Source organism: Brevibacillus sp. RS1.1 (assembly GCF_013284365.1).
GTDB lineage: Bacteria > Bacillota > Bacilli > Brevibacillales > Brevibacillaceae > Brevibacillus > Brevibacillus brevis_D.
In genome coordinates this window covers 707,724-720,190 of the sequence record NZ_JABSVA010000001.1, presented here as the reverse complement: position 1 = coordinate 720,190, position 12,467 = coordinate 707,724, and the positions used below count along the sequence as shown (strand labels likewise).

Sequence of the window (12,467 nt, the reverse complement as noted above, 5' to 3'; positions counted from 1 at the left end):
TCCGTAAATCCTTAAGAAAATAGCTTATAAATGCAAGAGAAATAACAAAAAATGTTGATTTATATTGTTGGCTGATATATAAATTAATTAGATTAATTATTATTTGATATTTAATTCAAATAGAGAGAAGGACAAATGGACTCGATGGCACTGGAAAGGTAATACGGCATAGCCAAATGACAATAGATTCTGAAGAAGACTTTTCCGTTTGCCATAAGTTGTATGGAGTGTGCAGGGTGACTTACACTATGAAAAGCTACCAAGAACGATTGGACAGATTTGAGAAATTTTTACGAACGAACGCCGAGGTAACTTGGTCAGAGCTGATTCATACACCAAATAGACGCATCGCCAATCGTTTATATCAGGACGATTGCGCCCACAAAACAGAAAATGAGCTCCATAACGCAGCCGAACATACGGCTACCCTGTCGCCAGAGGAAAATTATAATCCCAAAACAAAAGAATGCTGATTAGACTGCCTTAAAAAAGTGGTCTTAAACCGACCACTTTTCGCAGCCGCTGGTCTACTTGTCGCTATTTCTGAACATATCAGAGACATATTTTGAAATTCGCATACTTATTTCTGCTCGTGCTACATCACGCACTATAGCGAAGGTATCCTCATAACCTCGACACACAAACCGATAGTACAGCGCGCTATCTATGCGTTCTTCTTGAAATACTTTAATATTTTTTGCCTTCAATTTTTTCCTGACCTCACTTAGATCCAGATGGATTTGTGCCATCAATACTTGGGAAGCTTTGAGGTAAAGATTTTTCAATGAAAAGGATGAGAGGCCGATTTCTGTACTGTTTTTATCGACTATCGTTAAGATCATCGGCAGAAGAACAGAATCCCTTATTAATTCAAGTTCTTCTTTGCTGGGCAACTCTGGTTTGACCGGCTCTTGTTGCTGATTCTTTCTGCTTAAGTATTGTTCCCGGTGTTCTGGAAGCATCATTCGACTGGATTCCCATCGTCCATTATTCTGAAGTTTTTTACTCATCTATAGTGCCCTCCTATTTTCGCACTACGCTCTTGAGCTTGTGCTGCTCCCAATAAAGAAGATGCGCGCAAAATCGCTGTGCTTCCGTAGCGATTCTTTATTTGATCTGTGATGCGTTCTAGCCTTTTGTACCTTTCTCTATTACCGAAGAAGGAAAGTTGGTATTCATCATCACGGCTCAAATTTGATACCACTATTCCAAGTTTTCGAATCGGTTGTTCATCCCAATGGATATAAAACAACTTCCGAGCTGCTTCAAACACCTCATTGGTGATATTGGTTGGATCGTCAATTGTGATTTGTCTAAAAAATCCCGTAGGTCTGTCAAAGTCAGCACCTTGAGCTCCTACGGATACCACTTTTCCCATATAGCCTTTGGCACGACAACGGCGACAAACTTCTTCGCTTAACTCAAGTAGTATGACGTCGATATCCTCCTTATGGGAATAGTCACGCGGCAAAGTCATTTGATGTCCAATAGCTTGTTGATGATCGTGTGTGCCTGGTGTAACTGCGCTTGGGTCTATGCCGTTCGCAGTTTGCCAATACAATTCAGCTTGTATATCACTATTTTTACCCATAACAAGCTTCATTCTACGTTTGAAATCACCAAGCGGAAGTTTGGCTATATCGCCAATTGTCGCAATGCCTATTCGGTTAAAGTGAGCCGTCATCCGTGAACCTACACCGAACATTTTGTTGATGGGCTGAGGCCATAACAGATTATCTATATCGCTTTTAGGAAGTGTGAAGATACCCGTTTCACTTTTTTTAGCCCATATGTCAGTTGCCATTTTCGCCAACATCTTTGTTGAACTTATACCCACCCTGATCCAGACACCGGTAGACATCATTACCTTGACTTGTATTCGTTTTGCAATTTCTTCTGGAGATCCAAAATAAGAAAGCGATCCGGTCACATCCAAAAATTGCTCGTCAATTGAAAATGGCTCAACTAAGTCTGTAAAGGATTCAAAGATCTCAGTAATCATTAGTGATACATCGATATAAGTCTGCATGCGAGGACGTATAACGACCGCTTCAGGACACTTGGCGAGAGCCTGACCCAATGTTTCTGCTGTAGTTATTCCAAACTTTTTGGCCACAGGACATGCTGCTAAGACGATGCCCGATCTTCTGGCCGGATCTCCGGCCACAATAACGGGACTATTGCGATATTCTGGACGTGCTGCCTTTTCAACAGATGCATAAAATGATTGGCAATCCGCCAACATTATTACGGGCACCACAGTGACACCCCCAAATTAATACGAAAATATGTTCTTATTATATACCGAATGTATGTTCGTAATACAATGGTTAAATCATCCAGCTCAGGTATTTTTCCTACTCCAAAATTTACTTCAAGCTTCTATAAAACAATGGTCCCCGAACTCTATTTAGGAGTTCGGGGACCATTGTATGCAAAATCTTAGGCAAAAGAGGGGATTAACTCTAAAACGAGAATGTAGGCGCGGCTAAACACTGAGTGGGGGTGTCATTGGCTGCGCGAATGCGTCATTTTGAGAGCTATTGTTACCATCTCAACCTGTCGGTTTATCCGTGAATAAAGCTGTCGCAGCAGGTGGAAAGATCAACATGAGCACACCAGCTACGTCGCATCCTGCGGCAAAGAGGGTGCACAGTCGCAGTTCACGACGTCAGGGACATATGTATGTCGTCCACTATCGACAACGCGGGAAAAACGCGTGTCCAAAAAGGAAAATGTATTCGTGGCCAGTCGGTTTGTGCTGCCGGAGCATCGGGAAGCGAGCTTCTAAATCGAGGAAATGCAGGTACATGATGGGCAAGGCATGAGAATTACTCAAGAAATCGGCAAAAATAGGCCCCTTTTTCAAAAGCAAGCGGCAAAAAACAGCGTGCCGCGTTGAAACGGTGTGTGCGAGGAAGATGTGAGATTCCTGAAACGAAAAGCGGTCAAAAACAGCCGTTTTTCGTGTTTTTTTGGCTTACACGGATTTTGCCAGAAGGGAGGTTTCCCTGTATTGTTAGATTATCTTTTGAAGCATATATTTGACGGATAGAACAAAGGAGATTTAACATGCTAGCACAAGAAATGGGTGTCATATTCACCAAGCACGCCGATCAGATTACTTCCAAGCGTTGGGGAGAATTCATGCAACAATTGGAGGAAAAAGGCCTGTACGTGCTCATTGAGACAGACACGATCGGAAGAGTGATGAGTCCATTGGGCGGATTGATGCCCATGCCGTGTAAAAGTGAGACGCTCCATATTGTGACAGCTAATGAGCTGGAGCAGCGTGGCTTGCCGCTCGGTCACCACATCGTAACGAAAGCGAAAGAAAAAGTAATCCAACCATAATCGAAAAAAACAACGTAACCTTTCCTGTAGGAGCAAGCTTCCAAGTCGGAAAGGTTTTTTTGTGTGAAAAACGCCTCGACGTTTTTCATAAAGATGGACATCAGTATCAGTGACAAAACCCGCTAGGAAAGTCAGCCGAAGCGGGTTTTGTTTAGGTATGGGCGCAAACTTCGTTCAGTTGTCTGCTTTTTTAGTCGCAGGGACGTGACGGAATAGCTTGGTCATGCACACCCACGCGATGAGTGGGCCGATTCCGATACACAGAATCAACCAGTTCAGTGTAAGAGGAGAGACGCTCAAGGACGTTACTAGCAGAAAGATCAAAATCCCCACCAGCCGACCAACGTCCAGAGCAAACTCTCGGAGCACGACATACTCGACCCGGTTGCGTGCGCTCTCTTCGTTCGTGCCAATCAGATCAAAAATCGTGGAGAGCATGGGCACAGAAAACAGCGGGTAAGCGATGGACACCGCAATTCCAAAAATAAGCAGAGTCGTAAAGCTCACCTGCCAAAAAAATACGAAGAGAATCCCCCACATGATGACAGAACCAGTGAGCATTCCCCACTTGCGATAGCGAGGAGCGAACCATTTGGCGATCAGAAAATAGCTCACAAGTCCGACGGCAGATGTAGTCAACCAGTAGTTGCCGAGTGTCATCTCGCTTCTCGTGGAAATGTAGACGAGTAGACCGATCACAAAGCCGAATACACCTTCACGCAGTCCTTGACCAGCCAAAGCCCCTGCCGCCCAGCGCCACTCGGGCTCCTCTCGCAAACAACGTAAGGAAAAGCTCCAGGAATAGGTCCCTTCCGATTGACGTTTTTTTAGAAAAAAGCTGATGAACACGCCGACGACAAATAGGGCAAGAGAGATCCCGAAAATAAGGGAGTAGCCGCTGTTCCCCGGAAGCCGCGTAATGAGCAAGCCCGATATCCATGGAGCGAGCATGCCGCCAATGGAAGCAAACAACCCTGCCCAACCGTTGAAAAGGTCGCGGTTATCGGCATTCGTGATTTCGAAGTACACCACATTAAATGAAAGCCAGAAAAACCCACTCGCTATACCCTGAACGAGCCCAAGCGGTACGGCATAAGAGACAGCTTTGGGACCTGCCAGAAGAACGAGTAAATAAAAAAGGGCAGAAACGGCCATTCCGGCACGCAGGACATTCATTTTGTTCAGACGCTTCACGTACCAGCCCGCAAGCCAGAAGGTCAGAGCACCCGCGAGATGGGCGGCAAAAGTAAACCAAGCGATCGGTGCAAATTGACTTTTTACCTTCCACAAATAGACGTTTACAAACGTGCCAGAAAGGGAGCCAGCGGCAATAAATACGGCGTTGACCAGGAGCAGCAGCTTGGCTTGATTGTCCAGCCGACCGGATGGCTTTTGCACAGAAGGCTCATGGCGCGTCATTTTTAGACCAGTGGACTCCTGCATTTGAAGGAAGGATGGAAGGCGTTTTTTTGTTTTTTGTTGCATACGTTCCCTCCGCGTAAAAATAGGACATGAACATAACGTGCCCTACCGCTGCTGCTTTCAACAGGGAAGTGAGGAAACACCATGTTTTCCCAAATAAAAAAGCGAAGGTCGCAATTTTTTGAACGTTATTTCATTTTAGGGAGGAAAAAGACTAGCAGCAAACAAATTAAGAGGGGATAGGCATACGAAAAATAACAGAAGCGAACAGAAAAGAGGTCACGAGATGACGACAACCATTTTCAGAAATGGACGCATTTACACAGGAGATTCCCGGCATTTGTTCGTACAAGCATTAGTTGTTCGAGATGGAATTGTGCATGACTTGGGCAGCGATGCGGATATGCTTCTTCAATACGGAGGTAGTGATGCAACCGTCATAGATCTGCAAGGATATACTGCTACTCCGGGATTGATTGACAGCCATCTGCACTTGGGATGGCTCGGTCTCACCTTTTTGCAGCTAGATTTAAGTAAAGCTCGTTCCAAGGACGAGATGCTGCTTCTCTTGAAAGAAAAAGCACAAGCCACACCAGAAAATGCGTGGATACAAGGCTACGGCTGGGATGAGAATTTATTCGCGGATGGTGGTGGCATTCCTACTATCGACGAGCTTGATCAAGTTGCTCCACATTGCCCAATTCTTCTGGCACGAATATGTGGACATGCGAATTTGGTCAACAGCAAGGCATTGGAGCTATGCGGCTATCATCGTGATATGGAGGTGCCAGCGGGAGGAGTCATAGTACATGATCCTGTGAATGGAAAGCCAACGGGCATGTTGTTGGAAACGGCCTCCAACCTGATTACGAAGCATATTCCAAGACCTGACTACGATCAGCTGAAGCAAAGCCTGCGCAGCTCGATTCGCTATGCAATGGCGCATGGATTGACAGGGGCACATACGGAGGATTTGCGTGAATTGGGCGGACTTGCGCAAACGTATCGGCTCTATGATGAGCTCATTAATGGTGAAGAGCTTGCGCTGCGCAGTAACCTGCTTGTCTACTATCCGCATATGCATGAGCTGCGCGACTTAAAAATGACGGCAGGTTACGGTAACGCTCACGTGCAAATCGGTGCGGTGAAAATTTTTGCAGATGGGGCATTAGGACGTAGGACAGCTTATCTGTCAGCTCCGTACGCTGATGATCCGAGCACCAGCGGTTATCCTGTGCATAAGCAAGACGAGCTGACAGAGCTGGTTCGGCAAGCACGTGAACTCGGGATGCCTATTGCTGTACACACCATTGGCGACAAAGCACTGGAAATGGTGCTGGACAGCTTGGATCAGTTTCCGGCAGTCGCCTATCGGGATCGCCTCATACACACACAAATCTTGCGGCCGGACCTGCTGGAACGCTTGAAGCATCCTCATCGGATCGCAGATATCCAACCGCGTTTTCTCGCAGGAGACTTCCCGTGGGTAATGGATCGGGTAGGACAGGAGCGGATTCAACACTCGTACATCTGGAAAACGATGATGGATTATGGAATCATTTGCGCCGCGGGCTCGGATACACCGGTAGAACCAATCGATCCGCTGTTGGGGATACACGCAGCCGTCACGCGCAAAGCACCGGGAGACACGCACGATGGATACTTCCCGCAAGAAAAACTGACGATGGAGGAAGCCATTCATCTGTTTACATTGGGCAGTGCACAGGTGACCAACGAGGATCATGTCAAAGGCACGCTGTCTCGAGGAAAATATGCGGATCTGACCGTCTATTCCAAAGACCTGTTTACCATTGATCCAGACGAGTTGCTCTCGACAAAGGTCATGATGACCATCATTGGTGGAAAAGTGTGCTACACGTCTTGAAAAAATAACCCGAAAAATCAGAGCAGCGGCAGCCCAGGACAAGAAAGGAAAGTCCTGGGCTGTCGCTGTTTTATGGAACGATCTACTGTTAAGACATACTGGCCAGATGCTCCTCAAGACGATCCATGGCCTGTTCGGCACCTGGGACGGCGTATGTTTTCACCTTATCGAATACAGCCGTAGTTTCTTCAAAAACGGTGCGATAAGTAAGTTTGGTCTTGCCATCCAGATCCTCAAAGATGGCTGTCGCTAGAAAATGAGGAAATACAGTATGCTTGAAAACGATTCGCTCAAGTTGAACGACCTCGACAAAGACGTTGGTGTTGGGAAAATCAACGCCATCAGGACCGTGCATGATAAACTGCCATGTACCGCCCAGTTTTAGATCAAACTTCTCTGAAGTCATCGTAAAACCTCGAGGCCCCCACCACTTCGACAGGTTCTCCTCTTTCGTCCAAGCATCAAACACGAGATCGCGTGGAGCATCCAACACGCGGGTGATCACAATCTCGCACTCGCCTACTTGCGTTGCGATTTTATTTGCTTCATTGTTTTGATTCATGTCCATCCCTCCATACTAAGTAGTGTCGTCATTGAAACACTCATTTTTTCCATCATAGCAAATAAATCAGGCATGGATTTCTTTCAGATTGCTCTCTTGTATGACCCATACGCAAAACCCGACTCAGGATAAGTGAGTCGGGTTTTTTGTCAGCTGCTTTTGGCGCAGTAAGCTCTTCACATCGATTTCTGCAATTAGCACACTGATCAAAACGAGACCTGCGCCTATGTACCCGCGTAGAGACAGTGTTTCGCCTGTGACCAGGAAGGCAAACAAGGCAGCGAAGACTGGCTCCAAGGAAAAAATAACACCCGTGTGCGTAGCCGTCGTATATTTTTGGACCACAGTTTGAACGACAAAGCCAATTGCGCTGCACAGTACGCTAAGGGCGAGCACGGCGATCCAAGCCTCTGTAGTCTGCGGTAATGTCGGGGTCTCCAGTGTAAATGAAAAAACAATGCCCAGCAGCGCCGTAAAGCCAAGCTGGTAAATTCCCAACTGGATCGTATCCGATTGATTGGCCCATCGGCCTGTTACGGTAATATGTGTAGCGTAAAAGAGGGCACCAGCGATGCACAAAAGGTCTCCTTGGCTGATGCGAAATTCAGCGCTTAGTGTGAGCAGGCCAATACCGATCATGGACAGTCCAGCGCCGACAAAGACTCTTTTTTCCGGACGGTTTCGCAAAAGAATAGATAAGAGCGGAACAAAGATAACGGTCAAGCTAAAGAGAAAACCTGCTTGGGAAGCTGTCGTTGATTTCACTCCGTTCGTGATGGTGGCAAAAACCCCGAAAAGGAGCGCGCCGAGTATGAATGCATGAAGCATTGTTTTTCGATTCGTGCCACGTAATCGTTTATAAAACAAGGCGGCTGCCAGTAGAAAAGCAATGCCAAAGCGGATACCGATCAGATTGAAAGTCTCCAAATCCTTTAATCCCATTTGCATAAACACATACGAGGTTCCCCAAAACAGGGTGACCAAAATCATTGCCAAATCGGCTTTCACTTGCGGTTTCATGATGAAATAAGCCTCCTTGCCCGGGAAAAAGCGGGTCCTAATGTTGCGCCATAAACAGTATACGAGTATCGTTTGAATAAGAAAAATGAATGTTTGTGATGATTTTCATGAATCGGATTCATGTAAAGGGGACGAAGAAGGGTGAGTTTAAACAAGTTTGAGGTAGTGATCACCGTTATTGAGTCAGGGAGCTTAACCAAAGCTGGAGAAATACTAGGTCTAACACAATCAGCGATCAGCCATGCGATTGCGAGTCTGGAACGGGAATTTGGGTTTTCGCTTTTGACCAGAGGACGGTCAGGTATCAGCCTCACGAGTAATGGGGAGCGACTGCTTCCGTACATGCGTGAGACCTTGCGCTGTCATGAGCGGATGAAACAAGAGGTGTTTGCGATCAATGGGTTGGAGGTCGGGACGGTGAGAATTGGAACCTTCACGAGTGTATCCACACAATGGCTTCCAGGAATCCTTAAGCGGTTCCAAGACCAGTATCCGGCGATCGAGATTAAGCTGATGGAAGGGTATTACGATGGAATTGAAAGCTGGATTCAAACCGGAGAGATTGATTTTGGCTTCGTCTCCTTACCAACAACAGAGGATTTGGAATGGATTCCTTTAAAAAAGGATCAGATGTATTTGCTGGTGACAGAGGAACACCCGCTCTACAAAGAGGAACGGGTGCATGTGAGCCGACTGGCCGAAGAGACATTTATCATGCCGAAGACGGGCTGTGACAATGATATACAGCGTTTGTTGGCGCAGTATCAGATTGAGCCGCGAATCAAATATGAAGTAGGGGATGATCACGCAATTATTGCTATGGTGCAAAATGGGCTTGGGATCAGCATTCTTCCGGAAATGATTTTGTTTCGCTTGCCAGCCAATATTCGGATGATCCCGCTGGAAGGGGAGCATTACCGTTCGCTGGGGGTGGCAGCAACCTCTTTTGCCAAGCAGTCACCGGCTGCCAAACGCTTCTTGCAGTATGTAACCGATTGGGTAAACGAGCAGCAAGCGTAATTCAGACAGACAAATCGCTCTTGACTTCCTTCGCCAGCGGCTGCTTTCGGACAAAGGGCAGGTACAACAAGAAAAACAACGCGAGGGCTACTCCTTCCAACGAAACGATGTACCACGGATACGGGCCCAAAAAGTCAATCAGACTGGGATTGTCCGGTTTGCGCGAGACAAATAAGTAATTTCCACCGGTCCATTGGTTGACGAAAAGTGCGACGAGCAAAAGCAGGTTTAAAAAGCCCATCGTTTTCCAGATCGAACGGACAGTCGGGCGGTAGCCTTCTACCCATGTCATGTACAAGCAAGCAAGGACGATTCCCGCGTGGGCTACAAAAAAATGCACAAAGCGAAAATGCGGAAATGGATAAAACAACTCGGGGGTAAGCAATGCCTGCATCGCGCCGCCAATCCCGGCAAAAAACGTAATCTCATACAGTCGGTAGCTTCTCATCATCAGCATCACGGCAGAAAGCAGGAGAGTCACGCTACATAGCTGCAAGGGTAATGTGTAAGCAGCCGTCCAGCTCTCGGTATAAACATGCCAAAGCTGATAACAAACCTCTGATAAAAGCAAGACACCTGCAAGTACGTAACGGGTAGTGAGTCGATGTGTCGGGGCTTTGAGCTTTTGCCGAAAGAAATAGGTGAGCATGACCAGACAGAGCACAAGAATCAAGGTAATAACGTGAGAAGAGGAAAACAGCCGAAACGGCTCTCCTGTCAGGAAAAGTGAAAAATAGGGTGAGGTCATGATGGGCTCCTCTTTGTTTATTATTTTTTATATTTGAAAATTCACGAAATTTTAACAGATAGAAGTTTTTCTGATATAAATCATTGGTTATAATATAAATAGACTAGTTTACATCATTGAGAGGAGATATAGTCTTGAACTTAGTGCTCACGGAAAAAACATGCAAGTCTTGTCAAGCTCGCTTAACCGAGTATGAAATCGATAACAATGGTGCACTCTGCATGGAATGCTTCAAGGAAGAACAAGGCGAGTAAAAGTAACAGCAAGGCATACGGCAACTGACTGTCTACTGCTATCTAATAATAGACCCTTTCAATCAGGCCCTCTCTTTTCATAGAGAGGGTCTGATTTTTTTGCAGGCCTTATTCCGGGAGAGGAATGATCAGTTCCATTCTTCGGCTACCGTCTTTCATGCTTGTTTCAAACAAGATGAGTGTCAGTGTGCTGTTCGGTTCCGCTTTTTTCACTTTCAGTGTATGGGTAAAATCTCCCCAGTCAGGAGCAGCAGTAGAAGCCTGCACGGAACCTTGCGTCAGCTCGTTGTGTCCATCTTCTACGACATAATTGAGTACAGCTTCGAACACGCTCGCCTGTCCTTTGATTTCAAACGTGTCTTGGGCGGTTTTCTTCACAGTGACATTGCGGAAAATATCATTGCCATAGACAGTCTCCTGTTGACCTGTTTGATTCGTTGGTGGCTTTTCAGGCGTTGTAGGCTGGGTGCTTGCGGGTGGCTCAGAAGCAGGTGTCTCGGGCTTCGTTGCAACAGGTGGCTTCTGTTGTTCTGTTGGAGTGGAAGGGCTATCTGTGCCACTCGAGCATCCTTGCAGCAAGCCGATCGTCAACAGCAGCAAAAGCATTTTTTTCATGGTATCCCTCGATTCTGTCTGGTATGAAATGGTACCTACAAATAGTAAGACGTAAAAACGAATAATAGAGTTTCAGGTGGATGAGTCTTCCTGCATGAAACTGTGGTAGAATGGAGGGGAAGTAGCAACCATTATTCCTAGAAGGCTGGTCTGATAACAATGGAACAACAGACGTTTCGAGTGGAAAAAGACTTTCTTGGCGAGAAGCAAATTCCAGTAGATGCTTATTATGGCGTGCAAACGATGCGAGCAACGGAAAACTTCCCAATCACCGGGTACCGTCTTCATTTTTCCCTCATCAATGCAATGGCAATGGTAAAAAAAGCAGCTGCAATGGCAAATATGGAAGTTTCCAGATTGAATCCGCGGTTAGGAAATGCGATTGTTGCTGCAGCGGAAGAAATCATGCAAGGAAAATGGCATGATCAATTTATCGTCGATCCGATCCAGGGTGGAGCAGGTACTTCGATTAATATGAATGCCAACGAAGTGATCGCGAACCGTGGTCTTGAGATGCTTGGTGAGAAAAAAGGAGATTATTTCCACTTAAGCCCAAATACACATGTCAACATGTCTCAGTCTACCAACGATGCGTTCCCAACAGCGATTCATATTGCAACACTCACCCTGTTGGAAAAGTTGCTCGTAACGATGGATAAGATGCATGATGCATTTGGCCAAAAAGCAAAAGAATTCGATGATGTCATTAAAATGGGCAGAACGCATTTGCAGGATGCGGTTCCGATTCGCTTGGGCCAAGAATTTGAAGCATACCGTCGAGTGCTTGAACGCGACATCAAGCGTATTAAGCAATCTCGTCAGCATTTATACGAAGTAAATATGGGAGCGACTGCGGTAGGAACGGGTTTGAATGCTGACCCTCGTTACATTACAACAGTAGTCAAGCATCTTGCCGATATCACAGGCTTCCCGCTGACAGGTGCAGAGCATCTCGTGGATGCTACACAAAACACGGATGCGTATACAGAAGTATCAGCAGCGCTGAAAGTTTGCATGATGAATATGTCTAAAATCGCGAATGACTTGCGTTTGATGGCATCCGGACCTCGAGCTGGACTGGGGGAAATCTCCTTGCCAGCACGTCAGCCAGGCTCCTCGATCATGCCAGGAAAAGTCAATCCGGTCATGGCAGAGCTCATCAACCAAGTAGCGTTTCAGGTCATCGGAAATGACCATACGATTTGTTTGGCATCTGAAGCAGGTCAGCTAGAACTGAACGTGATGGAGCCTGTGCTTGTCTTCAACTTGCTGCAATCGATCAGCATTATGGACAATGCATTCGATGTCTTTACGCGTCACTGCTTGGAAGGAATCGAGGCAAACCGCGAGCGCATGAAAGAATACGTGGAAAAAAGCGTAGGCGTCATCACAGCGGTGAATCCTCATCTTGGTTATGAGACTGCTGCACGCATTGCCCGCGAAGCTATTTTGACAGGAAAGTCTGTACGTGAGCTGTGCTTGCAACACAATGTACTGACAGAAGAAGAACTGGATCTGATTCTCGATCCATTTGAAATGACGCATCCAGGTATTGCTGGAGCATCCTTGCTGGATCGCGACTAAACC

General features: G+C 46.4%; 12 protein-coding genes. 5 read left to right on the top strand and 7 right to left on the bottom strand.

Annotated features, from left to right (window positions below):
- The first annotated feature begins 248 nt into the window (after positions 1-248).
- On the top strand, positions 249-473 hold the full coding sequence (locus HP570_RS03255; RefSeq protein ID WP_173624878.1) for a hypothetical protein: 225 nt from the start codon (positions 249-251) through the stop codon (positions 471-473).
- Between the two features lie 54 nt (positions 474-527).
- Here HP570_RS03255 and HP570_RS03250 read toward each other — a convergent pair whose 3' ends face one another.
- Positions 528-1,010: a YhjD family protein gene (locus tag HP570_RS03250; protein ID WP_173624877.1), complete on the bottom strand. Its 483-nt coding sequence runs from the start codon at positions 1,008-1,010 to the stop codon at positions 528-530.
- The gene (locus HP570_RS03245) at positions 1,007-2,260 is read right to left on the bottom strand and encodes a DNA polymerase IV (RefSeq protein WP_309139178.1); all 1,254 of its coding nucleotides are present in this window, start codon (positions 2,258-2,260) and stop codon (positions 1,007-1,009) included. The genes HP570_RS03250 and HP570_RS03245 overlap by 4 nt, the downstream gene beginning before the upstream one ends.
- 812 nt (positions 2,261-3,072) lie before the next feature.
- On the opposite strand from HP570_RS03245, the gene HP570_RS03240 reads away from it, so the two are divergent.
- Entirely contained in the window at positions 3,073-3,354 is a 282-nt protein-coding gene (locus HP570_RS03240) for a hypothetical protein (protein ID WP_173624876.1), read from the top strand.
- Between the two features lie 174 nt (positions 3,355-3,528).
- Here the strand turns inward: HP570_RS03240 and HP570_RS03235 are convergent, their stop codons facing one another.
- Positions 3,529-4,839, bottom strand: coding sequence for an MFS transporter (locus HP570_RS03235; RefSeq protein ID WP_173624875.1), 1,311 nt, complete (start codon positions 4,837-4,839; stop codon positions 3,529-3,531).
- Between the two features lie 223 nt (positions 4,840-5,062).
- Between HP570_RS03235 and HP570_RS03230 the strand changes: the two genes are divergently transcribed.
- Positions 5,063-6,661 (top strand): amidohydrolase, encoded by a 1,599-nt coding sequence (locus tag HP570_RS03230; RefSeq protein WP_173624874.1) that lies wholly within the window; start codon positions 5,063-5,065, stop codon positions 6,659-6,661.
- Positions 6,662-6,749: 88 nt separating this feature from the next.
- Here HP570_RS03230 and HP570_RS03225 read toward each other — a convergent pair whose 3' ends face one another.
- On the bottom strand, positions 6,750-7,223 hold the full coding sequence (locus tag HP570_RS03225; RefSeq protein ID WP_173624873.1) for an SRPBCC family protein: 474 nt from the start codon (positions 7,221-7,223) through the stop codon (positions 6,750-6,752).
- 123 nt (positions 7,224-7,346) lie between these two features.
- A complete protein-coding gene (locus HP570_RS03220) occupies positions 7,347-8,243 on the bottom strand; it encodes a DMT family transporter (RefSeq protein ID WP_173624872.1) in 897 nt (298 codons plus the stop codon).
- Positions 8,244-8,384: 141 nt separating this feature from the next.
- On the opposite strand from HP570_RS03220, the gene HP570_RS03215 reads away from it, so the two are divergent.
- Entirely contained in the window at positions 8,385-9,263 is an 879-nt protein-coding gene (locus HP570_RS03215) for a LysR family transcriptional regulator (RefSeq protein WP_173624871.1), read from the top strand.
- A 1-nt stretch (position 9,264) separates the two neighbouring features.
- Here HP570_RS03215 and HP570_RS03210 read toward each other — a convergent pair whose 3' ends face one another.
- Both HP570_RS03210 and HP570_RS03205 read right to left on the bottom strand, forming a co-directional pair.
- On the bottom strand, positions 9,265-10,011 hold the full coding sequence (locus HP570_RS03210) for a YwaF family protein (RefSeq protein ID WP_173624870.1): 747 nt from the start codon (positions 10,009-10,011) through the stop codon (positions 9,265-9,267).
- Positions 10,012-10,373: 362 nt separating this feature from the next.
- Positions 10,374-10,880 carry a Gmad2 immunoglobulin-like domain-containing protein gene (locus HP570_RS03205; protein ID WP_173604737.1) on the bottom strand — a complete coding sequence of 169 codons (507 nt, stop codon included), beginning with the start codon at positions 10,878-10,880 and terminating at the stop codon, positions 10,374-10,376.
- A 159-nt stretch (positions 10,881-11,039) separates the two neighbouring features.
- On the opposite strand from HP570_RS03205, the gene aspA reads away from it, so the two are divergent.
- Positions 11,040-12,464: an aspartate ammonia-lyase gene (gene aspA / locus HP570_RS03200; protein WP_015891960.1), complete on the top strand. Its 1,425-nt coding sequence runs from the start codon at positions 11,040-11,042 to the stop codon at positions 12,462-12,464.
- Positions 12,465-12,467 lie beyond the last annotated feature (3 nt).

Coding starts and splice junctions, on each gene's coding strand:
- HP570_RS03255 (WP_173624878.1), top strand. CDS start 249: ATGAAAAGCTACCAAGAACGATTGGACAGATTTGAGAAATTTTTACGA.
- HP570_RS03250 (WP_173624877.1), bottom strand. CDS start 1,010: ATGAGTAAAAAACTTCAGAATAATGGACGATGGGAATCCAGTCGAATG.
- HP570_RS03240 (WP_173624876.1), top strand. CDS start 3,073: ATGCTAGCACAAGAAATGGGTGTCATATTCACCAAGCACGCCGATCAG.
- HP570_RS03235 (WP_173624875.1), bottom strand. CDS start 4,839: ATGCAACAAAAAACAAAAAAACGCCTTCCATCCTTCCTTCAAATGCAG.
- HP570_RS03230 (WP_173624874.1), top strand. CDS start 5,063: ATGACGACAACCATTTTCAGAAATGGACGCATTTACACAGGAGATTCC.
- HP570_RS03225 (WP_173624873.1), bottom strand. CDS start 7,223: ATGAATCAAAACAATGAAGCAAATAAAATCGCAACGCAAGTAGGCGAG.
- HP570_RS03220 (WP_173624872.1), bottom strand. CDS start 8,243: ATGAAACCGCAAGTGAAAGCCGATTTGGCAATGATTTTGGTCACCCTG.
- HP570_RS03210 (WP_173624870.1), bottom strand. CDS start 10,011: ATGACCTCACCCTATTTTTCACTTTTCCTGACAGGAGAGCCGTTTCGG.
- HP570_RS03205 (WP_173604737.1), bottom strand. CDS start 10,880: ATGAAAAAAATGCTTTTGCTGCTGTTGACGATCGGCTTGCTGCAAGGA.
- aspA (WP_015891960.1), top strand. CDS start 11,040: ATGGAACAACAGACGTTTCGAGTGGAAAAAGACTTTCTTGGCGAGAAG.